This window comes from Demequina flava (genome assembly GCF_000975035.1).
Lineage (GTDB): Bacteria > Actinomycetota > Actinomycetes > Actinomycetales > Demequinaceae > Demequina > Demequina flava.
Map to the genome: position 1 here is coordinate 558,036 of NZ_BBRA01000002.1, position 26,526 is coordinate 584,561.

Below are 26,526 nucleotides of genomic sequence, written 5' to 3' on the forward strand. Positions count from 1 at the left end.
GGCTCTGGCTCTGGCTCTGGCTCTGGCTCTGGCTCTGGCTCTGGCTCTGGCTCTGGCTCTGGCTCTGGCTCTGGCTCTGGCTCTGGCTCTGGCTCTGGCTCTGGCTCTGGACGAGTGTCCTCCGGCGACGCGGCGGACTGCTCCACCGGCTCAGCGGGAGATTCAGGGATCAGCGAGGACCGCTTGGGCGTGGGGTCTTCGTGGACCTCAGGCTCGTCCACGTCGTCTGCTTCGACGTGGAGCAATTCCTCGGAAGCGGTGCGCGCATCGCGCTGGGCTTCTTCTGCCTTTTCGCGAGCAATGTGCTCTTGCTCAGCGATACGTTCTGGAGTCATCGCGGGGATCTGTCCCGTCGCGATCATTTCCTCTTCAGCGGTCCAGGTCTCGACAGGACGCTCAAGGCGCTCGAGCCGCCGGCGCTCGCGTCGCGACAGCGCGCGGCCGTCAGGAGCGTAGAGCGGCATACCGTGGGTGTCGAGGCCAGGTTCGAGTGCAGCAGTGTCGTCAAGGCGCTGTGCCTCGCGCTGCTCCTGCACGCGTCGCTCACGGCGTGAGAGCGGACGCTCCTGGTCACTCATCCATTCCTCCTGCATACAGGTCGTGCTCTGCGATGTAGTCCGCCACAGCACGCGGAACCAGGTAGCGAATCGGTGCACCCTCAGTTACGCGTCGACGCACGTCCGTCGAGGATACCGCCATAGCGGGAACCTCCACCAATGTGTGTGGCGTATTCGACTCAGACAACGAATGACCAGGGCGAGTTACTCCCACGAATGTCGCCAATTCGGACAACGTCTCGGCGTCTCGCCATTCGTGAAACCGCTCCAAGGCATCGGTCCCTGTGACGAAGAAAATCTCGGCGTCCGGGTACTCGGCGTGGAGGTCGCGCAAAGTGTCGACGGTGTACGTCACTCCCCCACGATCGACGTCAACGGCGGACACCTCGAAGCGTTCATCACCGTTCACCGCAAGCCGGCACATTTCGAGGCGATCGTCAGCGTTAGCGGCACCCTCGTCAAGCTTGAACGGCTGCACATTGACTGGCACCAGCAACATGAGATCGAGGTCCAGCGTGGCGCACACGTCCGATGCCGCGGCCAAGTGACCGTGGTGAACGGGGTCGAAACTGCCGCCCAGGACCCCGATCCTGCGCCGCGTCGCGCTCACGTTAGTGACGGGTGCCGATGCTCCGGAAGGCGAATGTGATGAACAGCAGGGCCATGAGGCCAGTAAATGCGAGCAGGCCAAACGCCTCTGCCGGCATGGGCAGTTCGTTGACGACGTGCTCGGCCTCAGCGGCAGCTTCGGTAATCACAGGTGGGGTCCTTCCGTCAGGGGTTGGGCGTCATTATTCCACGCGTGGGCGTCGTCACGGGCGCACGTGGCCGTCGCCGTAGGCGATCCAGGTCGTGGTGGTGAGTTCTGCCAGTCCCATGGGCCCGCGAGCGTGGAGCTTCTGGGTTGAAATCCCGATCTCGGCACCGAGCCCAAACTCTGCACCATCAGTGAAGCGAGTCGAAGCATTGACCATGACCGCAGCAGTATCGAGGCGGCTGACGAATTGCTCTGCTGCACCGATGTCCTCGGTCACGATCGCCTCGGTGTGGCCCGTCGAGTAGCGATCGATATGAGCGATTGCCTCGTCAAGGTCGTCAACAACGCGCACGGCAATGTCGAGGCTGAGGTACTCGGTTTCCCAGTCCTCATCGGTGGCGGGCACGACAGGGACGTCGGCAGGCGCGAGTTCCGCGGCGGCGGCGTCGGCGTGGAGAGTCACACCCTCGGCGTGAAGGGCGGCGAGGACCGCGGGGAGCAAATGAGGGGCCGATGCTCGGTGCACCAAGAGCGTCTCTGCTGCGTTGCATACACCGACGCGGTGGGTCTTGGAGTTGACGACAATGTCGATGGCGCGTTGCAGCGGGGCCGACTGATCGAGGTAGACGTGGCAGTTACCCTCGCCAGTCTCAATCGCCGGAACAGTCGAGTCGCGCACCACGGCCTGGATCAGCGAACTTCCGCCCCGAGGAACGAGCACGTCGACCAGACCACGCGCGTTCATCAAGACGTGAGCGCCTTCACGGCCGTAGGCATCGATGGATTGGACCGCATCCCGGGGCAAGCCCACCGAGTCGAGGGCGTCCTGGAGGACTGCCACGATGACTTCATTGGAACTGGCGGCCGCGGACCCGCCGCGCAGAACCGCAGCGTTTCCCGACTTCAACGCCAGTCCCGCCGCGTCCACGGTCACGTTCGGTCGAGCCTCGTAGATCATCCCGACCACGCCCATCGGCACAGCCTTTTGCACAAGACGAATGCCGTTGGCGAGAGTCGAGCCGCGCTTGATCTCTCCCACTGGGTCCGGGAGCCCGGCTAAATACCGAAGTGCCTCTGCAATAGAGCCGATGCGGTCCTCGGTGAGGGCCAGGCGGTCAAGCAGTCCAGGGCTCATATCGGTGGCGCGCCCACGCTCAAGGTCCTTCGCATTCGCTTCGACGATGCGTGGCGCTTGGTCCACCAAAGCATCGGCCATTGCGAAAAGTGCCTGGTCTTTGGTGGTGCGTGTTGCGGTCGCGAGCGCGCGGGAGGCGAGCTTGGCACGTTGGCAGGCCTCAAGGACTGCTGCCTCAACGCCTGGGGTCACGGCGGTGTCAGTCATGCCACAAGAGTCTACGCGGGCCGAGCGAACGTCACCGGCCGCGCGCAGGCGCCACAGCCTCCGCGACGGTGGGTCGAGTTGCCGGTGCCCCGAGCCGCTTGCGGAGGACCGCCTTGTGTCCTTCGACAACAGCGAGAACCACGGCGGTCAGTGCGAGACACACTCCCCACTGCCACGCATCAAGATGGGTCGTCTGAAGCCAACGCTGGAGGAAGCCGAGCTCTGTCGAGGCGACAGTCAGAACCACCGGCCACACTAAGAGCTGCGGGGCCTTGCCCCACGGCCCGGTAAGGCCTGATTCAGGGTCTCGACGTAGAGCAAGACCGGTGACGACCGTGCCTAGCGCCATGATCACGAAAGCCATGGTCATCGGTGCCGAAGCAGAGTCCGTGGACAACTCATCACCCCACACCACGAGCGGCAAGAGCGCGGCAAGGAAGAGGGGCACGCCATACAGAGCCCACCTGGCGAGGTTTGAGCGACTCGCGATGCCCTGCTCAGGATCGCGCGGCGGACGCTCCATCAGTCCCTCCGGAGCGGGATCAGCGATGATGGTGAGAACGCAGAAGAGGACAATCGCGAAGTTCAGCGCGAGCGCCATGATCGGAGTCAGGGCCATTCCGTCATTGATGTTGAACACGCTCGCCGCGAGAAACAGCGAGATGAGCGCGATCAACTGCGACATCTGGAATGTGATGAAGTTCAGGATCTTTTGGTACACCACGCGACCCAGGCGAACCGCGTTCACGAGCGTCGCGAAGTTGTCGTCAGTGAGGACCAGCTTCGCGGCTTGCTTCGTAACTTCGGAGCCGGAGCCCATGGCCACACCGATCTGAGCCTGCTTGATCGCGGCAGCATCGTTCACTGCGTCGCCAGTCATCGCGACCACATCACCGCGTGCCTGAAGCCGCCGGACGAGCCGAAGTTTGTCTTGTGGCGTCACACGCCCAAACACCGACATGCGTTCGAGGTCTGCATCAACCTCATCATCGGACATCGCGGCGAACTCCGCGCCTGTGAGCGCACTGCCCTGCAGTCCTAGGTCGGCGCCAATTGCCTGAGCGGTTACTACGTGGTCGCCGGTGATCATGCGGACTTCAATACCTGCGGCCTGCGCTTGCTGGACGGCGACCTTCGCGGCCGGCCGGAGCGGATCCACGATGCCGACAACACCCATAAACGTGAGTTCGCGTACCGCAGCCATGGGATCTGCCAGCGCAGCGTCCTCGTCTGCGGGGTCAACAAGTCGGATTGCGAGCGATAGCGTGCGTAGTCCTCGCTCACTCATGCCCTCGATCTGGTCCGTCACATCCTGTGCACGTGTGTCAATCGGCACGACCGACTGCGATTCAGCCTCGAGGAACGTAGCGGACCGCTGGAGGATAACGTCTGGTGCACCCTTCACCACAACCGCGAGGCGCTCAGCGCCTTCCCACTCGATGCGGTGGAAGGTGGCCATAAACTTGTGGTCCGAGTCGAACGGTACCTCTGCGAGCCGTGGGAACCGCCGGTGCGTGGCGGGCACGTCGACCCCAAGCTTCTCGGCGAACACCACGAAGGCAGCTTCCGTCGGGTCCCCGACAACGTCACCATCCGGACTCACCGTTGCGTCGTTTGGCAACGCAAGCGCATAAGCCATGGCTGGCGTCTCCTCAACAGGCGCTCCAGCTTCGCGTCGAATCGTTCCCTCAAAGGAGTACCCATGCCCGTCAATTGTGAAGGCGCGGCCACCAAACCATGCTTCGCGCGCCGTCATCTCGTTCATGGTGAGCGTGCCGGTCTTGTCCGAACAGATGGCGCTGGTCGCGCCCAAAGTCTCCACGTCGTTGAGAGACGCAACGATAGCTTTTGCATCCGTCAACTGGTTTGCGCCCCATGCCAGCATCTGCTGAACGAACGTGGGCATACCCGTGGGGATTGCCGAAATGGCAACCGCCGTACCCAGGAACATCAGATCAGCAAAGGACTGACCGCGAGTAACGCCGAGGACAATGATGACAAGAACGGCGCCCCATGCAACGGAACCGATAACGCGGGTCAGCCCACTCAATTCCTGCTGGAGCGGGGACGCAACACGCTCCACGTCCGCGAGCATGGTTGCAATCGCGCCCATCTCCGTGCTCATCCCAGTCGACACCACAACGGCAGTCGCTGTTCCGCGAGTCACCGAAGTGTTCTGGAAGAGCATTGACGTGCGGTCGCCCAAGACGGCCTCGCGATCGGTCGGGTCAGCGCGCTTCTCAATCGCGGCGGACTCACCTGTCAGTGCGGACTCTTGAGTCTCGAGCGAACTGGCCCGGAGCACTCTCGCGTCTGCCGGAACGATGTCGCCGGCTTCCAGCTCAATAACGTCACCTGGGACGAGATCCACGGCTGGAATCGCTGCCACTTCACCGTCGCGATGCGTGCGAACCGTCGGCACTTGCATGGTCGCCAGCGCGTCGACACTGGCCTGAGCCTTCGCTTCTTGCGCTGCGCCAGACCACACGTTGAACAAGACAAGAAGGCCCACGAGGACGCCGGTAGGGATCTGTCCGATGCCCAGCGAGACTGCTGTCACAGCGAGGAGCATCAAGTTCATCGGGTCAACGACTTGCTTGAACGCGAGCTGATACCAACTGGCGGACTTCTTAGCTTCGAGTTGATTGGGTCCGTAACGCGCCAGGCGGCTCGACGCCTCGTCTCCGCTCAGACCTGCCGTCGTCGCGTCAACGTGGTCGAGAACATCGTCCGCGGGAAGTGCCCACCACAGTGGCTCGTCGCGCTGAGTGGTCGTCGCTGACATGACCCTCCATCATCGTGTGAAACGAGCCTAGCGTCCGGACACCCCGCAGCAAGAGCAGAGCACCGTTAAATTACGGCTACGAATGCGATCGACGCCGGAGCCCGCCGAGTATGTACGGCCAGGGGAAATGGGGGCTAGTGGGTGACGATCAAGTCGTCGATGTGGACCAGGGGCTTGGCGAAACGGTCGCCCAAGTCGGTCCTGAGGGTGTCCGTCGACAGCCCAAGCATCGGGGGAATCTCATGCGCGGCAAACGCGCTGAGGCCGCGCGCGACGACGGCGCCGTCGGGCCCCACGAGTTCCACGGGGTCGCCAGCATCAAAGTCGCCCCGCACTGCGCGTACTCCCGCAGCTAGCAAGGAGGCTCGCTGCCCCTCGACCGCCTTTGCGGCGCCCGCATCCAGCACGAGTTGGCCCTCCGTGCGCGCCGCGTGAGCGAGCCATGTGAGCCGGGTAGCGTTGTGACGTCCCGTCGCAAGGAACAGCGTGCCCACGTTGTCGCCCGCGACGGCCGCAGAGACCGTGGGCGCAGACGTCAGCACGGTGGTGACACCTGACGAGGTCGCAATGGTGGCAGCTTCCAGCTTGGTCACCATTCCGCCGGTGCCCAGGGCTGAGCCACGCTTCGTGATGTCAATGCCGGCGAGATCCTCGGGACCGGCCACCACATCGATGCGGCGAGCGCCCGGTGTGTCAGGCGCGGCCGTGTAAAGCCCATCGACATCCGTCAACAGAACCAGAGCATCGGCCCTAATGACCGTCGCGACCAGCGCCGCCAGCCGGTCGTTGTCGCCAAACCGGATCTCGTCTGTCGCAACGGTGTCGTTTTCGTTGACGATCGGCACAACGCCCAAGTCGAGGAGCTTCTCGAGAGCGCGTTGCGCGTTCCCGTAGTGGGTGCGGCGCACCATGTCTTCAGCGGTCAGCAACACTTGGCCGACGTGTAGCCCATGCGCGCCAAATGCACGTGAGTATGACGCGATCAACATGCCCTGACCCACCGACGCCGTGGCTTGGGCCAGCGGCAATTCGCGCGGACGAGCCGGCAGCCCGAGTGGGCCGATCCCGGCGGCGATCGAACCCGATGTCACGAGGACAACGTCACGCCCCTGCGAGCGCATCGCAGCGAGGACATCGACCAGAGAGGTCAATGCCGCCTCATCGAGACGGCCATCGGCTCCCGTCAACGACGATGAGCCAATCTTCACCACCACACGATGAGCTCGTGCGATCCCCTCCCGCGCGGTCATTCTCAGTCGTCCTCCGCGGGGTCCGTCCAGTGCCCGGCATCGCGTTCAGTCCACAATTCTTCGCGGGCAGCGCTCTTGGCGTCCATCCGCTCCTTGTGCTCGGCGCGCTTCTGCGCGCGCGTGGCACGGCCGCCTGCGCGCTCGTGCTCCTCGACTCGCAGGTCTGTGCCGCGCGAACCGAGCAGTTCGGCGCCAGCAGCCATGGTGGGCTCCCAGTCAAAGATCACGCCGCCTTCACGCGGACCAATGACAACCTCGGAACCGGGCACTGCACCAGCGCGGAAGAGTTGGTCCTCGACCCCGGCGCGTGCCAAGCGGTCAGCCAGGTAGCCGACGGCCTCATCGTTGGCGAAGTTGGTCTGCTTGACCCATCGCTCCACCTTGCGGCCACGGACCTCGAAGTAGTCGAGGGCACCGTCGCGCACGTGCTCAACGGTGAATCCGGAATCGTCCACGGCCTTGGGGCGAATGGTGATGGGCGCCTTCTCGACCTCAGGCTCTGAGATCCGGTGATCGGCAACCATGGCAGCGAGGGCGAAGGCAAGCTCTCGCAGGCCCTCGCGCGACACTGCGCTGACCTCGAAGATCGGCATGCCGGCCTTCTCAAGGTCGTCGCGCACAATCTGTGCGAGCTCGCGGCCATCGGGAACGTCGATCTTGTTCAAGATGATGACCTGCGGGCGCTCGGCCAGCGGTACACCGCTGATGGCTTCATCGCCGGTGTACGCGCGCAGCTCTTCCGCAATGACGCGGAGGTCATTGACGGGGTCGCGATCGGACTCGAGCGTGGCGGTGTCCAGCACGTGGGCAATCACGGAGCAACGCTCGATGTGGCGCAGGAAGTCGTGACCGAGGCCCTTGCCTTCCGACGCACCGGCGATCAGGCCAGGAACGTCCGCCATGGTGAAGCGAGTGCTGCCTGCTTCCACGACACCCAGGTTCGGCACGAGAGTGGTGAAGGGGTAGTCCGCAATCTTGGGACGAACCTTCGACATCGAGGCGATCAGGGAGGACTTTCCTGCGCTGGGGTATCCCACGAGGGCAACGTCCGCGATCGACTTCAGCTCGAGCGTGATGGTCTGCTCGTCACCAGGCTCACCGAGGAGGGCAAAGCCAGGAGCCTTGCGCTTTTGCGATGCCAGCGCAGCGTTGCCGAGGCCACCACGGCCGCCTTCAGCAATGACGTACTCGGCGCCCTCGCCAACGAGGTCGGCGAGCACTTCGCCACTGGGTGACTTCACGATGGTGCCGCTGGGGACGCCAAGACGCAGGTCAGGTGCGTTGGCACCGTGACGGTTGTCTCCAGCGCCCTGTCCGCCATTTTCGGCAGTCCTGTGCGGCGAGTGGTGATAGTCCAGCAAGGTCGTCACCTGAGCGTCGACGACGAGGAGGACCGAGCCCCCGCGCCCGCCGTTACCGCCGTCAGGGCCGCCCAGGGGCTTGAACTTCTCACGATGCACGGAAGCGACTCCGTGTCCGCCCTTGCCGCCCGCGGCGTGGAGCACGACGCGATCCACGAACGATGCCATATTCGTACTCCTCTCACGGTCGCCGGGCGCGAACGCGCACGGGTCTAGAAATGCGTTAGGGGCGCCACCTCACCGGCGACGCCCCTAACGGAACAGTAATGAAGTGTGGCTCTTAGCCTGCCACCACGTCGACGACCTTGCGGCCGCGGCGGTTGGTGAACTGCACGGTGCCCGCTTCAAGAGCGAACAGGGTGTCGTCCTTGCCACGGCCAACGTTGTTGCCGGGGTGGTGGTGGGTGCCACGCTGACGGATCAGGATCTCGCCGGCCGAGACGGACTCGCCGCCAAAGCGCTTCACGCCCAGGTACTGAGCATTTGAATCGCGGCCGTTGCGCGAGGAGCTCGCGCCCTTCTTGTGTGCCATGAGTGTCTCCTCGCTTACTTGATACCGGTGACCTTCAGGCGCGTGAGCTCCTGACGGTGGCCAATACGCTTGCGGTATCCGGTCTTGTTCTTGTACTTCAGGATGTCAATCTTCTTGCCGCGCTCGTCGCGAACGACTTCTGCGGTCACCTTGACCTTGGACAGCGCCTTCGAGTCGGAGGTGACCTTGTCACCATCGACGAGCAGCACTGGTGCGAGCTCAACAGTCGCACCCTGGTCTGCCTTTAGGCGGTCAACGACGATGACGTCGCCTTCGGAAACCTTCTCCTGGCGGCCGCCCGCCTTCACAATCGCGTACACCATGAAATCGAATCCTTCAAAGCTTGTGGTTTTCCTGCCGCTGCCATGCAGGGCGCAGGCAGGCTTCGGTGCTCAGCACCGACGTACAAATATACGTCGCGCAGCCCGCCAGGTCAAACTGACAGGCCGCCCTCCGCACTACTTCTTCGTGTTGTCCTCGTCCGCATCGGCGACGGGCGCAGGCTCAGGGGTCTGATCCTGCTTTTCCGACGATGAATCGGCCTCAGACGGGGCTTCGTGGGCTGGTTCCTCAGTGTCAGCTTCCGGGGTCTTCTCCGGCTGCTGAACCTCTGGCTCAGTTGTCACTGATGACTCGACCGTGGCATCGGGCTGTGCCCCAGCATCGACCGCTTCGTCGTCAGTGTGATGGGCCTTCTCTGCTGCTGCCGCGATGGATGCCAGCGTCGCCTTGACGGCAGCGCGGGCTTCCTCACGGTCATCGAGCGCGTGAAGTTCAGCGGCGGGAGGCTCGTCGACCTTTGGCTTGTCAGCCTTCTTCGACTGCTGGCTGTTGCCGCCCCCACCGTTGTTCTGGTTGGAGTTCTGGGTGTTGTTGTTGCCACCGCCACCCTTGTTGCGACCACCGCGACGACGCTCAGGCTGCTTCTCGCTGACCTCGGCCACGGGCTCGCCGTGCACAAGGAAGCCACGGCCCTTGCAGCAGTCACAGGTCTCCGAGAACGCTTCCACGAGTCCCTGGCCCACGCGCTTACGAGTCATCTGCACCAAGCCAAGGCTCGTCACCTCTGCCACCTGGTGCTTGGTCCGGTCACGGCCCAAGCACTCAATCAGACGGCGCAATACGCGGTCACGGTTGGCCTCGAGCAGCATGTCCACGAAGTCCACGACGATGATGCCGCCGATGTCGCGCAGCCTCAGCTGACGCACAATTTCTTCGGCGGCCTCAAGGTTGTTGAGCGTCATCGTCTCTTCAAGAGTTCCGCCCTTGCCGACAAACTTGCCGGTATTGACGTCGATGACGGTCATGGCCTCGGTGCGGTCGATGACCAGCGAACCACCCGAAGGCAGCCACACCTTGCGGTCCATGCCCTTGGCGAGCTGCTCGTCAATACGCGAGTCGACGAAGACGTCGCCTTCACCGTGATAGCGGTGCAAGCGCTCCATCAGGTCAGGTGCAACCTGGCCCACGTATGCGCTCAGCGAGTTCCAGGTGTCTTCACCCTGGACAGTCAGTGAGTCAAAGTCCTCGTTAAAGATGTCGCGCACCACGCGAATAGCCATGTCTGGTTCGCCGCGCAGAAGCTTGGGGCCCTTGCCGTTGGCAGCCTCAGCCTGGATGTTCTCCCACTGACGCTTGAGGCGCTCAACGTCGGCGCGCAGCTCGTCCTCGGAAGCCCCCTCTGCCGCCGTGCGCACGATGACGCCCGCGTCGGAAGGGATGACTTCGCGGAGAAGCTTCTTCAGTCGAGCACGCTCGGTGTCGGGCAGCTTGCGCGAGATGCCGGTCACGCCACCTGCGGGCACGTAGACCAGGAAGCGGCCTGCGAGCGAAATCTGGCTCGTGACACGAGCACCCTTGTGACCGATCGGGTCCTTCGTGACCTGGACCATGACCGTGTCGCCGGGCTTGAGAGCCAGTTCGATGCGGCGCGGCTTGCCTTCAAGACCTGCTGCGTCCCAGTTCACCTCACCGGCGTACAGAACGGCGTTGCGGCCGCGGCCAACATCGACGAAGGCTGCTTCCATTCCGGGGAGCACGTTCTGCACGCGTCCCAGGTAGACGTTTCCTGCCATCGACTGCTGCGCCTGGTGCGAGACGTAGTGCTCGACCAAGACATCGTCTTCCAGCACGGCAATCTGAACGCGGTGGTCCTTCTCGCGCACAACCATGGAGCGCTTGACGGACTCACGGCGCGCGAGGAACTCGGCCTCAGAAATTACGGGGCGGCGGCGCTGGCCGTCACGGGAATCGCGGCGACGCTGCTTCTTGGCCTGGAGACGCGTAGACCCCTGCAACTGGTCCTCGCTGGCACCGCCACCTGAGCTTCCGCCCGAGCGCGATCCGCGGCGACGGCGACGACGACGCGACGAGCTACCGCCCTCACCGTCATTGTCACCCTGGTTCGACTCGTCCTGCGCGGACTCGTCGTTGTCGGAGGAGGCCTTGTCCTGCTGCTTGTTCCCCTGCTGCTCGGGCTGGGCCGAACCTGCGTCTGAGGACTTGTCGGAGTCGTCCGAGGACTGCTCGTTCTCGTTGCCCTGGCCGCCCTCGCCGCCGGTCTTGCTACGGCCTCGGCCCCGGCCGCCACGACGGCGGCGACGCTTGGCGCCGCCTTCAGAACCGTCACCGGAGTTGTCAGGTGAACCGCCGTTGTCGCCTTGGGCCTTGCCAGAGCCGGCATCCTGAGCGCCGCTGTTGCCAGCATCGGCCCCAGACTTGGCGTTATCGGACTTTGGCTTCTTGTCACCGTCGGAAGCGTCAGACGACTTCTTCTGTGACTTCTGACCGGACTGGCCCTTGCTGCCCTTGGGCTTGTCGCCGGCGGGCTTATCGCTCTTAGGGCCCTTGTCTGCCTTGTTCGCGTTGTCGCCCTTGTCCTTCGGGGACGACTTTGCGGCGGGCTCGGGGTCCTTCTTGGCCGACGACGGCGGACCAGCGGGAGCCGATGCGCGACGCGGCTGGGCAGGCTCCGGCGCCTGGAAGATCACAGCGGTCGTAGGAGTTTCGGGTGGAGTACGTTCCTCGCTCAAGGCGGGTACCTCTCATCGGCACGGGCCACACCCCGCGCCGACGCTGTTGTCGGTCATGGCTCACACGTATGCGGCCACCTGAAGTCTGAAGGTCGCGGCGGACAGCGGCGCCTGGATCACGAGCGCCTATCCCCGATGTCTCCGCCTACCGGCTGTAGCCCGGCGGGACCGTGACGGGACTGGCTGCTGCGCAGTCGCTGCTTCTGTCGCGCGGTTGGCACCCGGTGTGGCTAGGTGCGACCTGTGGACCATTGTGACACACGGGGGGCCATACCTACTCAAAGCCCCTGGATCCAGCGTGTCTGAGGCATCGTGATCGAACCGTAATCACGCCTAGGACCTAGGTCCTCGGGCGCTACCAGCACCATCACCGGTACGTTGGTCCCTAACGACCAATCTGAAGGGAAGTCCCCCCGTGGATGTGCTCGAGTTAGCGCGGTGGCAGTTTGGCATTACCACCGTGTATCACTTCATCCTTGTGCCCCTCACCATCGGCCTGTCGACCCTTGTGGCGATCATGCAGACCGCATGGGTGCGCACAGGCAAAGAGAAGTACTACCGGATGACGAAGTTCTACGGGAAGCTTCTCCTGATTAACTTCGCGCTCGGTATCGCCACCGGAATCGTGCAGGAGTTCCAGTTCGGCATGAACTGGGCCGAGTATTCGCGCTTCGTAGGCGACGTCTTTGGCGCTCCACTGGCGATGGAGGCACTCGTCGCGTTCTTCCTCGAGTCGACCTTCTTGGGACTGTGGATCTTCGGTTGGGACAGGTTGCCCCGGAAGGTGCACCTCGCGACTATCTGGGCGTTTGCGATCGGCACGATTTTGTCGGCGTATTTCATTCTCGCCGCTAACTCGTGGATGCAGCACCCCGTGGGAGCTGAGTTCAACCCCGAGACGGGCCGAGCAGAGATGACTGACATCTTTGCGGTCCTTACGAACAGCACGACGCTAGCCGCATTCCCGCACGTGATCGCCACAGCATTCCTCGTCGCGGGAACGTTCGTTGGCGGTATTGCCGTGTATTGGATGGTGCGCAAGTCCCGCGAGGCCAAGGGCCACGAGGACATCGGCGTCTACCGCACCGCCGCTCGTTTCGGAGCCGTCACCATGCTCATCGCTGGCGCTGCAGTCATCGTGTCAGGCGACGTACAGGCGAAGTTGATGTTTGAGCAGCAGCCAATCAAGATGGCGGCCGCCGAGGGGCTGTGCCACACAGAACAGTCCGCAGAGTTCTCGCTCCTGGCGATTGGAAATCTTGCCGGGGACGACTGCGAATCGGTCAAGCACATCATTGTCATGCCCGGCCTGCTCAGTTATCTGGCCGAGGGTGATTTCAACGCGGAGGTTCGGGGTCTCGACGAGCTCCAGGAGTACTACGCCGACCGTTACGGAGCCGTGGATGAAAATGGCGAGGAGATCGTTTATGAGCCCAACCTCCTGGTGACGTACTGGTCCTTCCGGCTGATGATCGGCTTGGCGGTGTTCTCAGCCGCGCTGTCGCTGCTCATCCTGTGGTTCACCCGCAAGGGCCGAGCTGTTGAGCAGCCGTGGATGTCCAAGCTCGCGTTGATCTCCCTGCCGATGCCGTTCCTTGCCGCGAGCTTTGGCTGGATCTTCACGGAGATGGGCCGCCAGCCGTTCGTGGTGGCACCCAACCCCACGGGGTCGGACGAGATCATGCTGATGACAATGTTCGGAGTCTCCGAAGCGACATCGGTGTTCGAGGTTGCGCTGTCGCTGACCGTCCTCACGCTTGTCTACGCGATATTGGGAGTGTTCTGGTTCCGGCTGATGCATCGGTACGCCGTTGAGGGGCTACCCAACGTGGAACCCGAAGAGGTATCCACTGACCCTGACCGTCCCATGTCCTTCGCGTACTAGGAGTCCCCCATGGATCTGCCACTCCTTTGGTTCATTCTCATCGCGGTCCTGTGGACCGGCTACCTCGTTCTCGAGGGCTTCGACTTCGGTGTCGGCATGCTGCTCGAGAAGGTCGGCAAGGGCGACAAGGGGCGTCGAGTCGCACTCAACAGCATCGGCCCAGTCTGGGACGGCAACGAAGTGTGGCTACTCACGGCAGGTGGCGCCATGTTCGCGGCCTTCCCCGAGTGGTACGCGACGCTGTTCTCAGGCTTCTACATCCCGTTGCTACTGATCCTGCTCGCCCTCATTGTGCGTGCCGTCGCGATCGAGTACCGCGGAAAGATCAACGACGACGGATGGCGCCGGCGTTGGGACTGGATGATCATGGGCTCCGCGTGGGTCCCGTCGATCCTGTGGGGTGTGGCGTTCGCCAACATCGTGCGCGGTGTGCCGATTGACGAGAATGGCACGTACACGGGCGGCTTCTTTAACCTGCTCACGCCCTATGCCCTGCTGGGCGGTGCGACAACCTTGGTGCTGTTCCTCAGCCACGGCGCAATCTTCCTGTCACTCAAGACATCCGGCGACGTGCACGACCGTGCAGTGTCCGTCGCGCGCACCATGGCACCCATCGCCGTCGTCGTCGCTGGCGCGTTCGCGATCTGGACTCAGCTCGCCTACTCGGTGGCCTGGACCTGGGCTGCCGTTGCGATCGCCGCTCTAGCGCTTCTTGCCACATGGTTCTTCGGTGGCAAGGGTTCTTACGGCAAGGCCTTCGCCGCAAACGCGATTGCGATCGCTGCGGCCGTCGTCCTGATCTTCGGCTCGCTCTACCCCGACGTGATGCCGTCCACGACTGACCCGGCATACTCCCTCACCGTGGAGAACGCCTCGTCGACCGACTACACGCTCACCGTGATGTCGTGGGTCGCCGTGGTCCTTGTGCCGATCATCCTGATCTACCAAAGCTGGAGCTACTGGGTGTTCCGTCGTCGCCTGTCGACCGACCACATCCCCGAGCACAACTCCCTGACCTTCCTGCCTAAGAAGAAGTAACGGGTTGAAACCTCTCGATCCGCGCCTGGCGGGGCGTATTGGCCCCGCCAGGCGCTACATCGTTGTCACCGCGATTCTCGGTCTCGCGACTGCGATCACGATTGGCTTCCAAGCGCTCGTCCTAAGCCGAGCGCTCGCGCCCGTTCTCGCACCGTCTCCCCTCACCGAAGACGGGCTTGGGCCCCTAGGCGCCGTCGTGCCGACCGACGTGCGCACTCTGTCGGTAGCGCTCGCCTGGCTCGCGGTGATCGTCGCGGTGCGGGTAGTCCTGACCTGGACGCAGGAACGCCTGGCGCACCGAGCGGGCGCGCAGGTGATCTCGGAACTACGAGAACAAGTCGTCGCGCACGCCTCCGCCCTGGGGCCACGGTGGATCGCGTCTGGCGAGGGCACCGCGGTCGCGACCACGGTGACGCGCGGGCTCGAGTCGTTGATGCCCTATTTTGTGCGCTACCTGCCCCAATTGCTGCTCAGCATGACGGTCACCCCGGTGATGCTCGTGGTCGTGTTGGGTTTGGACTGGGTCTCGGCGCTCATTGTGATCGGCACGCTGCCCCTGGTCCCGATCTTCATGATCCTGATTGGGTTGGTGACCCGGGAACGCTCTGCAAAGCATCTTGAGGCAATGCAAAAGCTGGCCGGACGCACCCTCGACCTCATCGCCGGTCTTCCCACGCTGCGAGCGCTCGGCCGCGAGCGTGGACCGGCCTCACGGGTTCGTGAACTCGGCGAGGCACAACGCAAGGCGACGATGGGGTCGCTGCGCATCGCCTTCATGTCCGGCATGGCCCTGGAACTGCTGACGACACTCGCAGTCGCCCTCGTCGCAGTCACGCTGGGATTCCGCTTGGTCGACGGAGACGTGTCCATCGAAACGGCCTTGGCGGTGCTCATTCTTGCGCCCGAGGTCTATCTCCCCTTGCGCATGGTCGGCACCCACTTCCACGCGTCTGCGGATGGCCTTGCGGCAGCCGATGACGCCTTCACCATTCTTGAACGGCCCATCGCACACCGCGGCGGCGACAAGCCTGCGCCCACGCTCCACGATGCGACGCTCGTAGTCGAAGACGTGTCGGTCGCGACACCCGACGGTCGCCGCCTCGCTCCCGCGCGCCTCAATATGGTCGCCCGGCCCGGCACGGTCACGGCACTCGTGGGCCCCAACGGCGACGGCAAGTCCACCGCATTGGCAGCGGTTATGGGACTGCTCGAACCCGACTCTGGTTTCGTCGCGGCGCTGACCCCGGAAGGCCGGACCGACCTCATCGACGTCGCCGTGGACGGGTGGTCCACTCAGTTCGCGTGGTCACCCCAGCGCCCGGACCTGGGCCCCGACGGTCGCACCCTCAGCATTGGCCAACGCCAGCGTGTTGCGCTGGACCGCGCTTTGTCCGCCGAGCGGCCCGTCATCATTCTCGACGAGCCCACCAGCCACCTCCACCGCGCCGCTCGCGACGAGGTCATCGAACGGATCGTCGCCGCGGCCCGCGACGGTGCAACTGTGATCGTCGCGACTCACGAAGACGAGCTCATCTCTCAGGCAGACTCCGTGGTTGAGGTCACCGCAATGGAGGTGGCCCGATGACCGCACTAAAAGACCTCCTGCGGGAGTCCGAGCTCTCCCGACCGCGACTCACCCTCGCAATCCTGACGGGGTCTGCGGCACTCGGATCTGCGGTCGGCCTCGCAGCTGTGGCCGCATGGCTGATTGCCCGTGCGGCGGGCATGCCTTCCCCCGCCGATCTTGCCTTGGCAGCCGTGGTCGTGAGGTTCTTCGGCATTGGCCGCGGACTGTTCCGCTACCTCGAGCGACTCATCTCGCACGACGTTGCGCTCCGTGGCGTGGTCGCACTCAGGGCACGTGTCTTTGAGCGCCTCGCTGCGGCGCGCGCGGACAAGGTGCTCGGGCTACGCCGTGGAGACACTCTCGCGCGCTTGGGCGCGGACGTCGACGCCGTTGGCGATGCGGTGGTGCGCGGAATAGTCCCGCTTGGTGTCGCAGTTGTGGTGTCGGGCATCTCGATTGGCATCAACACCTGGATGGATCCGCGGGCGGGCGCGATTTTGGCGGTAGCGATGGTGATTGCCGGACTCGGCGCCGCAGGACTGACGTGGCGTTCCTCGCGCCTTGCGGCTGAAGCCGCGGTGACGGCCGATGCTCGGGTTGCGGAAGCAGTCGTGTCCAGTCTCGATGCCGCAGCAGAGCACAAGGTCTGGGGCACCGCCGGAGCTGCCGAAGATGAGTTGCGGGAGGCCGATGCCCGGGCTGAGCAAGCTCTTGACCGTTCCGCGAAGCCCGCATCCTTTGCCGTAGCGTTGCAGACTCTCAGCGCAGGTATCGCGCTGATTGGCTGTCTCTGGGTTGCTGTCACCGGCGCGAACGCAGGCATGTACGGACCGACCACGGCCGCCATCATCGCGCTGCTGCCGTTGGCGGCATTTGAAGCGGTAAACGCTGTCCCCAACGCCGTGACCCAACTGTTCCGTTCGCGCACCGCCGCCGAGCGCATCGTCGACATCGCTCCCGCTCTCCCTGCTGACTACTCCCCCGAACCACGCGAGGCAACCGCAGCATCGGCCGCACGCCCTTTCTCCCAGCCGAGTGAACTGACCCTTGACCGCCTCAGTGCGGCGTGGCCACAGATGAAGCCCACCGTCCCCGTCACTGCGGACGTGGCTCCAGGAAGCTCGCTCGCGATTGTTGGGCGCTCCGGCGTGGGCAAGACGACATTGCTGACGACGATTGCTGGTGCGCTCGAGCCCGCCAGTGGCACGGTGTCCGTGGGAGGAACTCCCGCATCGCGCGAGATGGTCGGCACGCTCGTGGGCATGACCGCCGAGGACGCGCACATCTTTGGAACATCGGTCCTGGAGAACCTTCGAGTGGCGCGCGGGGACATCACTGAGACGGAAGCGCGCGAGGCACTCGACTTGGTGGGCCTTGGCTCGTGGTTGTCCGCGCTCCCGGATGGGCTCGACACCGTGCTGGGCAGCGGCGACTCAGTTTCTGGCGGAGAGCGCCGACGACTGCTCCTCGCCCGTGCCGTCCTCACGGCCCACCCCATCGTCCTTATCGATGAACCTGCAGAGCACCTGGACACCGCAGGGCGCTCAGCGTTGCTCGCGGTTCTCGCGCGACTGCGAAGCCAGGGCCGTACCGTGGTGATCGTGACGCACCATATGAACTTGACCGAATCCGTCGATGAGGTGGTGAGCTTGGATGAGTGATCTTGGACCCAAGGAGCTTTCACTAGCGGACGCCATCACGGCGCTTAATCAGAACCTGCAGATGGACGAAGTGCTCGACACCCTGACTGAGTCAGCACGCTCACTGACGGGCGCTAAGTATGCGGCGCTCCACGTATTTGACTCCCAGGGCGAGTCCGTGGCGTTCCGGGTCAAGGGTATGGACGCCGACACCCAGGGCATGATTGGGCACCCGCCGGGCAAGGTCGGCGTGCTGGGCAAGATCCCCGACCACGGCACGCTCGCGCTCGAAAACGTCCGCACCCACCCTGCCCATCAAGGTATGCCTGCTGCCCACCCGCAGTTGGGCACGTTCCTGGGTACATCCTTGACCGTCGGCGACTCCGTTTTCGGCCACCTCTACCTCGCAGATAAACCCACGTCGTTCGATGCGGAAGACGAGCAACTGATCCTTGCATTGGCAGCGGGAGCCTCGGTCGCAATCGACCACGCCAAGCTATATCGCCAGGGTGCCGAACGCGAGCGGTGGCTCGAGGCCTCTCAGAAGATTACGACTGAGATGCTCACCATCACCGATGAAGAAGAAGCGCTCCAGGCGATCGTCGAGGCGGTGCGCGAGCTCGCCCAGGCCTCAACAGCTGCGCTCGTGCTCCCGGGGATCGAATCGCGGTGGGTAATTGAGATGGCCTCCGGGGACGGCACCGAGATGCTGCTGGGCCTCGAGTTGCCAAAAGAAGGCCGCGCAATGGATGTGATCCGTTCCGGGGACGGACTCATCGCTCCTGAGCCGCCAGGGAATCACGTCCTCAAAGAAGTCACCGACTACGGACCTTCCCTCTACGCGCCTCTTGAGGCGGAGGGAAAGGCCCTGGGCCTCCTCCTGCTGTGGCGGGACAACGGTGAGGAGCCCTTCAGCGAGGAAGATCTCCAAACTACGCAACGGTTCGCTCACCAGGCTGCGTTGGCCCTGAGTCTGTCCGAGCTATCGCACGCGCGCAACCACTCCGCTCTGCTTGAGGAACGCGGGCGCTTGGCCGATGACCTCCACGACTTTGTCTCCCAGGAGCTCTTCGCGACCGCGATGCAGATCGAGGCGATCTCCGAGGATGCCCCCGATGCGCTTCACCCGCGCCTGGCTACGACGCTAGATCACGTGAAGCGTGCCCAGCACGAGGTCCGCGGAGTCATGCGGGAGCTTTCCGGACAACGTAGTTCCGAACCAATTTCGGAACGCGCTCAACGCGAGATCACGCTTGCTGCGGCTTCACTGGGGTTCTCTCCCACGGTCGTGGAGGCTCAGTGGGTGCCGCTTTCGATGGCTGTCTCCGCCGACCCCACCCTGGGCGACGATGTCGTTGCCGTGCTCAGAGAGCTCCTGTCCAATGTGGCCCGCCACGCACACGCCACTGAATTGCAGATGTGGGTACGCGCCCAGGACGGCCGCCTAGAGCTCGGCGTTCAAGACAACGGCATCGGGCCGGCCGGCGCTCTGAAGCGCTACTCAGGCACGTCTAATCTCGCGAACCGTGCCTTGCGACGGCATGGAAGTTTTTCCCTCCATGCCGTCGACAAGGACGCTGCGCAACCGGGGTCGGTAGCGCGTTGGAACGTGCAGCTACCTGGCTAGTCGGTGTTGCGGGAGCGCATGCGTTGCGCGACCACGAGGGCGATCACGAGTGCGCCTACGACTGCGGCTGCGATCAGCCACCACGCCCCAGAGCCCGCACCTTCATCGTCTGATGCGAAGGCGTCGCTCGCGGTCGGCATGGAGCTAGGAGACGGGCTGGCGTCAGTCTCAATCGGATCGCCCACAACAGTCGAGGGCTCCACTGATGGCTGTGCCGACGGCGCTTCCTCTAGCTCCGGGACCTCGATCGTGGACGTCGTTTCCGCGTCTTCGGGAGTAGTTGTGACAACTGTCACAGTCCACGTCCCTGGAGTCATGAACGGCTCCTCGGAGATCCATAGGCCTTGCCCCTGGGACGATGAGATGAGCTCGATAGGGCCAACCTCCTCGCCCTCGTCAGAAACGGCTGTAACGACAGGGTCCATGATCTCTTCCACCCGGTGCCCGTCCTCGTCGTAGTCTGCGGACACCGTCACCCCTCCCGCAGCGTCTCCCTTGATCTCAAGGGTGTAAGGGCCGCCATGGGCCGATGCTGGGGAAGCGATGACAACTGCCGTCACCAATGCCGTGAAGACCGCGGCTACGAGAGCCCGAAGGCCCCGGAGGGCGGCCGCTGACCGCCCTCCGAGACCCAGGGTGTGAGAGGTAACGCCGGTCATCGACCGCTGTCCGTTCCACGGCGAGCAATGATCACCATGGCACCGCCGAGTGCGACCAGGAGGGCTGCAGCGTAGACCCAGAGCTGAGTCTGCTGCTGCTCAGGTCCAGTCGCAGGCAGGTTCGCCGAACCCGATCCGCTCGTGGAGCCGTCGGTCGAACCGCTAACCGAGGTAGTACCGCCGGTCGAACCCGAGCCGTTGTCGGTCGAGCCGCCGTCAGTCGAACCACCGTCAGTCGAACCACCGTCGGTGGAGCCGCCGTCAGTGCCACCGTCGGTTCCGCCGTCAGTGCCTCCATCGGTGCCTCCATCGGTTCCGCCGTCTCCGCCGGGATCGACGTCAACAGCCGTGACCGTCACCGGCGTACGCGCCAGTTCCGTGCCATCGAGGAGCACCACGAAGTGGTGATCGCCGGCAGGCAGGTCCGTTGGCACCTGAACGTTCAGGCTGAACGTACCGTCGGCCGTCGTCGTGACTCCACTGAGCTGACGTGGCACCGAGTAGACCCACACCTCGACGCCAGCACCCGCGGGCAGTCCCGATCCGCTGATCGTGATGATGTCTCCGGGAGAGACATCGTTATTCGACGCCGTGACCGAAGCCACGGGATCGGTCGGGTCAACAGTGTCCACTGCATCGACCGTTGCGTTACCGATCTCAGAGACGTGGCCAGCGTTGTCGATTGCACGGAACTCGAGGACGATCTCGTCCTCACCCTGGACGGCTACCGCTGTGCTGTAGACGGACCAGGTGTCCTCGCCAGCTTCGCGGTATTCGATCTGAGCGACACCGGAGGTATCATCCGCGGCCTCGACTGTGACATCACGCTCGTCAACCGTTGCAGTTGCGGTGGGAGCCACGGTGTCGACCTTGATCGTGGACTGCACCGTCGATGACACGTGGGTGCCATCCGTAGCGCGGAACCACATCGTGGTCTCGCCCTCAGCGTCGACCGTGATCGCATCCGTCATCGCGGTGAAGGTGACCCCATCGGTCGAGAACTCGGCAGACGCCTGGTCCTCGCCAGTGGTGGTCACTGCCGCAGCGACGATCACGGACTGGGTAAACCAGCCGTTCTCGCCATCCGCTGCCTCAGGCGTCGTGGTGACGTCAACCGTGAAGGTCGGCGCCTCCTCATCAACCTCGGGGAGCGAAGTGCTCGCGGCTGCGGACACGTTGCCCGCCCCATCCGTGGCGCGGTAGTGGGCAACCTGAGCATCGTCGGTGAGGTCGACAACCGCGCTGTATGCGGTCCAGTCACCCTCATCGATGCGGTACTCAACTGCCGCAACACCGCTCAGATCGCTCGCGGCCTCCAGCGTCAGTGTCCGGGGACTTGCATCCTCGTCCACTGTGGCCGTCAGCGCCGGGGCGGTGGCGTCAATCTTGAACGACACCTCTCCGGAAACTGTCTCGGCCTCTGGGCTGGATGCACGGTACGCAACCGTGTGCTCGCCGTCATCGGTGATCGCGATAGGCGCGGTGTACTCCGCCCAACCACCATCGTTGATGTTGACCTCACGGTAGACCGAGCTCTCGCCGCCTCCCGTGGTGTCCACTGCAACCGAGACTGCACCGGTGTACCAGTCAGCCGAGCCCTGAGGAGTCTCAGGGTTCAGAGTGTGAGACACCGTGAGCGGCTCCACCGCGTCGTCCTCGACCACGTGGAAGTAGTCGAAGCGTGCCGTGGAGGATGTGTCGCCCTGTGCAGAGTTGCCCAGTGCGTAGACACCGACGCTGCCCGAAGCGGCAGGCGCATTCGTAAGGGCCTCCTCGCCGATCTGTGCCCAGGTTTCTCCATCAGTGCTGTAGAAGCCAGTGAAGTCGTCACCCGAACGCGTCAGGCGGAGCCAGATGTCCTCGCCACCGTCCAAAGAGACGTTGGGCTGAGGGCTCTGCACCGAAGCGTCGATCTCCGAACGCATCTCAACGTTACGGGCCACCGTTGCGCCGGCCCGGTTCGTCGCGAGCACATCGACCTTGACGTAGTTGTCATCGTCGAAGCGTGCGATCAAACCACCCTGCTGGTAGCGGCGGTCAAGATCGGAGTAGTCGACCTTCGTCTCGACCGTCCACTCGTCTCCCTCAACGTTCTGCACTACGAAGTTCGGCACGTCTCCCGCAGAATCACCGAAGATGTCTGCTGCAGTCGTGTCGATCTCCAACTGGCCGTCAGCCACACGGTACAGCGAGGTGTCCTCGTTGATCACGCTCCAGCGGCATGTGTCCAGCTGCGAACCGTCGAACTCATCGTTCGGAGTCGCCGCAGTTGCGGTGTCATCCGGCGTGATGTGGAACCAGTCGAAGTGAGCATCGACAATCTCATCTGGCGCGGAGGCATTCGCGAATGCCGCCAGGCCGATGCGCGGGTTGTCCATTCCGTCAAGCGACTTGGTTTGGGGCATCATCGTGAAGTCGACGCCGTCGACCGAGTACCAGGCGTTCAGGTTGCTGCCGTCGCTCGTGTACCGCACGTAGTAGGTGTCAGGGAACTCGGCACCCAACTGGCCCGTGTTCGAATCGTTCACCTCGTTGGCGCTACCTTCTTCTTCCCGCACGAACTGGAAGATGCGGTTGCCAGCGTTGTCTGTCCCGCGCGCTTGAAGAACCATCTTGGCGTAGTTGTCATCGTCACCGTAGATGACGAGTCCAGCCTGCTGATAGCTGTTGCGTGCAGGGAACGTCACCTTGGCGGTGGCCGTCCACGGGCCCTCAGGCAGTGCCTGGAGGATGATGTTGTTCGCCGTGTTCGTCCCTTGGTACAGGTCGGTCTGCGATGCGGGAATCACCAGGTGGCCATCCTCGACGCGAGCGAACTGATCAGGGCGAACTGACTCGTCCCAGCGGCCCTCGTCCAAGTGACCGCTCTCGAAGTCATCCGAACGTCCCGAGAAGCAGATGGTCTGCGCGGGCTGAGCCACGTTGATCGACACATACTCCTCGCCGTAGGCACCCGACTCATCCGTGGCACGGACTCGCAGCAGGTACTGACCAGGCTCGGTGTACGTGAAGGCCTCCGTCGCGGTTCCCTCGACAAACCCTTCACCGAAGCCCTGGTCCCACGAGTACGTGATGTCAGTGCCTTCGGGGTCTGTCGCCGTCGCCGTGGCATTCACCACGAGCGGCGGCGCACCAGCATCATTGTCAACGTTGAGCTCCACAACCGGCAGCTTGTTGCCATCGAGCCCACTTCCCAACCAAGAGAAGTAGTTGATGTTCACACCACCGGTCTCGTTGACGAAGTAAAGGGTTCCCGTTCCCGTCGGCAGGTCGGGGAGGTCGACTTCCACGTCGGTGTAGGTCTGCCACCCGCCTGTTGACGAGTAGTCAAAGGAGCCAATCTCAGCGCTCTCTTCCAAGGAGTTCCAGCGCAGGGAGATGTGTCCAGTGCCACTAGGCGCTGCGACTCGAGCTGTCATGCCCTGGATGCCCTTGAAGTTCACGGGCTCGTATGACCACCAGTCACCCTCGCCAATGTACGAGACGTTTTGGCCACCGTCACCGTCGTCGTTGTCCTCTGTCCGGACCCCGTCACTGTCGCCACCGGTCTCGTCGAAGTACTCCGCTTCGAAGTGCTTCGGGTTGAGGATATTGGTGCCGTATGCGGTGAGAGGCACGCCGGCGTTGCCACCATCATCGGTGTAACGAACGTCGACCACCCAGAAGATGTTCGCCGTCAGGCCGTGACCGCTGTCGCGCTGCGTGACAAGAGTTCCTTCGCAGCCAGTGAGCGAGTCCATGGGGTGCTGGTGCGAGTCGTGACCCAGCGCCGTCAATACCTCGACGTTGTCGCAGTTGATCTCGCCCGAGCCGTCGGGGTCATCAATGATGACTTCGTAGTCGACGCCATCGCCCCATTCAAAGAATCCGCCCTGTTCGGGGAAGACAATATCGACGGTTGGCATCGCGTTTCCGACCACGATCGGGACCGTGGCAACTGCGAAGCGGTCGTCCTCGTCGCGCACCGTGAGCGTTGCGGTGAACTCCCCCGTCTCGGTGTACGTGTGAGTGGGGTTTTCCTCGTTTGATACTGCTGAGCCATCGCCGAAGTTCCACTCGTAAGTAAACGGCAGAGCAGCCGGATGACGCGATCCTTCAGACGAGAACTGCACCGTCATTGGTGCCTCAGCACCGTGAGTGACGTCAGCCGAGGCCTTGGCCACAGGCGAGGGGTTCGCCGCGATGTAGTCGATGCGGTACACGCCGGAGGTGGCGTTGTTACCACCAAAGCCAGCACCCCAGTCGATCACGTACAGCGAGCCATCAGGGCCCCAGGTCGCATCCATCACGCGGTTGAAGTCTGCCGCTGATCCGATGAGGTCAGGCAGCAGGGGCGCGGTGTGCAGTATCTCGGTGCCTGGGTTGTCGCCCTCGCGGTTGAGGTGGAAGGCGAAGGCCGAACCTGCATTCCAGTCTCCGAAGAAGGCTTTGCCATCCCAGTACTCGGGCCACTTGGTCTCAACGTCCAAGTCGGGGTCAAACGCATAGGCCGGTCCTGCCATGGGAGCTCCGGTGTAACCGTTGCTCGCAACGCCGGGCCAAGGGTTGTCTGAAGCTCCACGCTCACCGTGGAACTCAGGCTCGATGATGGGAGGCAGGTTCGTCAGTCCCGTGTTGTTGGGGCTGTCGTTGACGATCGCGTTCGGGTCGAACTCGTCGCCCTCCGCTCCGTTCTCGAAGTTGTAGTCGTGGTAGCACTCGTCGCCCGCGCAGTACGGCCAGCCGTAGTTGCCCGGCTCAGCGACGATGTTCCATTCTGTTGTGGCAGCTGGTCCGCGAGTTGCGCTGTCGCTACCCGCGTCGGGACCGTAATCCGCCACCAGAAGGTGTCCGGTATGAGGGTCAAGTCCGATACGGAACGGGTTACGGAAGCCCATAGCGAAGATCTCTGGACGCGTCAGATCTGCGTCGCTTGCGCTCTCGTCGAAGAGGTTTCCGTCCGGGATGGTGTAGCTACCGTCGGCCTGCGGCGTGATGCGGATGATCTTGCCGCGCAGGTCATTGGTGTTGCCCGAGCTGCGCTGAGCATCCCAAGGCGACCGGCCGTCGCGCTCATCAATGGGCGTGTAGCCATTTGATGCAAACGGATTGGTGTTGTCACCAGTCGCGAGTATGAGGTTGCCGTCGTTGTCGAAGACCATGTCGCCACCTGCGTGGCAGCACTGGGTGCGCTGGGTCTCGACCTCGAGCACGACGACCTCGGAGTCCGTGTCAAACGTTCCGGTAGAGGGGTCGTACGTAAAGCGCGAAATCTGGTTGTATCCCATACCTGAGGGGGTACCAGCACGCACCTCGGAAGGTGAGTAGTAGATGTACGCCCAGTTATTGGTGTCGAAGTTGGGGTCGAGCACCATGCCCAGCAACCCGTCTTCCTGCCCAAGCGAGACGTCCAGGTCGAGCGACGTCGACGTCGACAAGGTGTCGGGGTCCACCATGCGCACGCGTCCATCGCGCTCGAGGTAGAACACCGTGCCGTCGTGAGCCACGTTGAGCGACATGGGGTTGCCCGTGTCTGCGTCGAGCGTCACAAGTTCGTACGCCTCAGAGTCCGTCGCGTTGCACTGCGACATCACTGCGCCAGCCGCTGTCCGAATGCCTTCGAGTACGTGCTCCAGGAACTCCGGCTCAGCGAATGCAGCTTCCGTGTGGCCGCCGCCGGTGTACCAGGAGCGTCCACCGTCATAAAGCTGGCACCATGCGATGGGGTGGTCGTCACCCATGCCACCGCCGTTGTAGGTGTCCTCGTCCAATGAAGCGAGGACGTGCACGTCGCCGCGGGGGTTGTCGCCGTAGTCATACCACTCGTCGGTGCGAGTCCAGGTCTCAGGAAGGTGCTCCGTCGAGGGGTGCGCGTGATCCTCAACGTGCACATCTGCCTCTTGCACCGCAGGGTGCCCGTCGAAGTAGGCGCCAACGAGGCCGCCGTACCAATCCCAGGCATATTCCGTGTCCGATGCTGCGTGGACACCGGCGTACCCGCCGCCGCCCTGGATGTAGGACTCGAAAGCGGCCTGCTGGTCGGCGTCGAGGACGTCGCCAGTCGTGGATACCCACACGACGACGTCGTACTGCGCGAGGTTCTCCTCGGTGAATGCCGAGGCATCCTCGGTCGCGTCAACGTCGAAGTTGTTCGCGTCTCCGAGACCTTCGATCGCTGCCACAGCGGTCTCGATATTGCCGTGTCGGTAGCCTGCCGTCTTGGAGAAGACCAGCGCCTTGAAGTCTGCGGTTTCTTCAACCGCTGCCGGAGCCTGAATCTGGTTCAGCTCGGCTGGTGCGGAAGCAGGGGCCGCGGTAGCGGATGTTGCCCCTATTCCAACAGCAGGAATCGCGAGGGCCAGGCCGGCAACGGCTGATCCCCACTTCCTGGACCGTGTATGCACATCGTTGTACAAGAGTTCCTCCTGGTATTCGCATCATTGCGACGTTATGACTGCACGCGCACATAAGTCGTGCAAACGGACACCTAACGGAACTCAACGTAAGTCGGTATT

The 26,526-nt window shown here is 63.5% G+C and carries 17 protein-coding genes; 5 read left to right on the forward strand and 12 right to left on the reverse strand.

From position 1 onward, the window contains the following. From AOP74_RS12305 to AOP74_RS11300, 10 genes are all read right to left on the reverse strand, one after another. Nucleotides 1-578, reverse strand: a 578-nt coding sequence (locus tag AOP74_RS12305; RefSeq protein WP_201774331.1) for a hypothetical protein, incomplete at its 3' end; no start/stop codon positions are given. Next, the gene (nadD, locus tag AOP74_RS11265; RefSeq protein ID WP_061962448.1) at nt 571-1,167 is read right to left on the reverse strand and encodes a nicotinate-nucleotide adenylyltransferase; all 597 of its coding nucleotides are present in this window, start codon (nt 1,165-1,167) and stop codon (nt 571-573) included. The genes nadD and AOP74_RS12305, both read right to left, overlap by 8 nt. Before the next feature lies 1 nt (nt 1,168). Then, nucleotides 1,169-1,315: a hypothetical protein gene (locus AOP74_RS12265; protein ID WP_160297488.1), complete on the reverse strand. Its 147-nt coding sequence runs from the start codon at nt 1,313-1,315 to the stop codon at nt 1,169-1,171. A gap of 54 nt (nt 1,316-1,369) precedes the next feature. Continuing rightward, on the reverse strand, nt 1,370-2,656 hold the full coding sequence (locus tag AOP74_RS11270; RefSeq protein ID WP_061962449.1) for a glutamate-5-semialdehyde dehydrogenase: 1,287 nt from the start codon (nt 2,654-2,656) through the stop codon (nt 1,370-1,372). Between the two features lie 31 nt (nt 2,657-2,687). Then, complete coding sequence (locus tag AOP74_RS11275) at nt 2,688-5,441, reverse strand: cation-translocating P-type ATPase (RefSeq protein ID WP_061962450.1); 2,754 nt, start codon at nt 5,439-5,441, stop codon at nt 2,688-2,690. Nucleotides 5,442-5,575: 134 nt separating this feature from the next. Then, nucleotides 5,576-6,691 (reverse strand): glutamate 5-kinase, encoded by a 1,116-nt coding sequence (gene proB, locus AOP74_RS11280; protein ID WP_061962451.1) that lies wholly within the window; start codon nt 6,689-6,691, stop codon nt 5,576-5,578. A 2-nt stretch (nt 6,692-6,693) separates the two neighbouring features. Beyond that, on the reverse strand, nt 6,694-8,220 hold the full coding sequence (obgE, locus tag AOP74_RS11285; RefSeq protein ID WP_061962452.1) for a GTPase ObgE: 1,527 nt from the start codon (nt 8,218-8,220) through the stop codon (nt 6,694-6,696). A gap of 112 nt (nt 8,221-8,332) precedes the next feature. Further along, nucleotides 8,333-8,584, reverse strand: a complete 252-nt coding sequence (rpmA, locus tag AOP74_RS11290; RefSeq protein ID WP_061962453.1) for a 50S ribosomal protein L27 — start codon at nt 8,582-8,584, stop codon at nt 8,333-8,335. 14 nt (nt 8,585-8,598) lie between these two features. Beyond that, complete coding sequence (gene rplU, locus AOP74_RS11295; RefSeq protein WP_061962454.1) at nt 8,599-8,907, reverse strand: 50S ribosomal protein L21; 309 nt, start codon at nt 8,905-8,907, stop codon at nt 8,599-8,601. A gap of 135 nt (nt 8,908-9,042) precedes the next feature. Beyond that, nucleotides 9,043-11,616 carry an Rne/Rng family ribonuclease gene (locus tag AOP74_RS11300; RefSeq protein WP_082096300.1) on the reverse strand — a complete coding sequence of 858 codons (2,574 nt, stop codon included), beginning with the start codon at nt 11,614-11,616 and terminating at the stop codon, nt 9,043-9,045. 415 nt (nt 11,617-12,031) lie between these two features. On the opposite strand from AOP74_RS11300, the gene AOP74_RS11305 reads away from it, so the two are divergent. The 5 genes from AOP74_RS11305 to AOP74_RS11325 are packed head-to-tail and all read left to right on the forward strand — an operon-like array spanning nt 12,032 to nt 19,373. After that, nucleotides 12,032-13,501 carry a cytochrome ubiquinol oxidase subunit I gene (locus tag AOP74_RS11305; protein ID WP_061962456.1) on the forward strand — a complete coding sequence of 490 codons (1,470 nt, stop codon included), beginning with the start codon at nt 12,032-12,034 and terminating at the stop codon, nt 13,499-13,501. A gap of 9 nt (nt 13,502-13,510) precedes the next feature. Further along, nucleotides 13,511-14,539: a cytochrome d ubiquinol oxidase subunit II gene (gene cydB / locus AOP74_RS11310; protein WP_061962457.1), complete on the forward strand. Its 1,029-nt coding sequence runs from the start codon at nt 13,511-13,513 to the stop codon at nt 14,537-14,539. Between the two features lie 4 nt (nt 14,540-14,543). Beyond that, nucleotides 14,544-16,124, forward strand: coding sequence for an ABC transporter ATP-binding protein/permease (locus tag AOP74_RS11315; RefSeq protein WP_061962458.1), 1,581 nt, complete (start codon nt 14,544-14,546; stop codon nt 16,122-16,124). Further along, nucleotides 16,121-17,767 carry a thiol reductant ABC exporter subunit CydC gene (gene cydC / locus AOP74_RS11320; protein WP_061962459.1) on the forward strand — a complete coding sequence of 549 codons (1,647 nt, stop codon included), beginning with the start codon at nt 16,121-16,123 and terminating at the stop codon, nt 17,765-17,767. The genes AOP74_RS11315 and cydC overlap by 4 nt, the downstream gene beginning before the upstream one ends. After that, nucleotides 17,760-19,373, forward strand: a complete 1,614-nt coding sequence (locus AOP74_RS11325; protein WP_061962460.1) for a GAF domain-containing sensor histidine kinase — start codon at nt 17,760-17,762, stop codon at nt 19,371-19,373. The genes cydC and AOP74_RS11325 overlap by 8 nt, the downstream gene beginning before the upstream one ends. Here AOP74_RS11325 and AOP74_RS11330 read toward each other — a convergent pair. Both AOP74_RS11330 and AOP74_RS11335 read right to left on the reverse strand, forming a co-directional pair. Beyond that, on the reverse strand, nt 19,370-20,032 hold the full coding sequence (locus AOP74_RS11330) for a hypothetical protein (protein WP_061962461.1): 663 nt from the start codon (nt 20,030-20,032) through the stop codon (nt 19,370-19,372). The genes AOP74_RS11325 and AOP74_RS11330 overlap by 4 nt on opposite strands. Further along, entirely contained in the window at nt 20,029-26,427 is a 6,399-nt protein-coding gene (locus AOP74_RS11335; RefSeq protein ID WP_061962462.1) for a ThuA domain-containing protein, read from the reverse strand. Before AOP74_RS11335 ends, AOP74_RS11330 begins: the two co-directional genes overlap by 4 nt. Between the last annotated feature and the right edge of the window lie 99 nt (nt 26,428-26,526).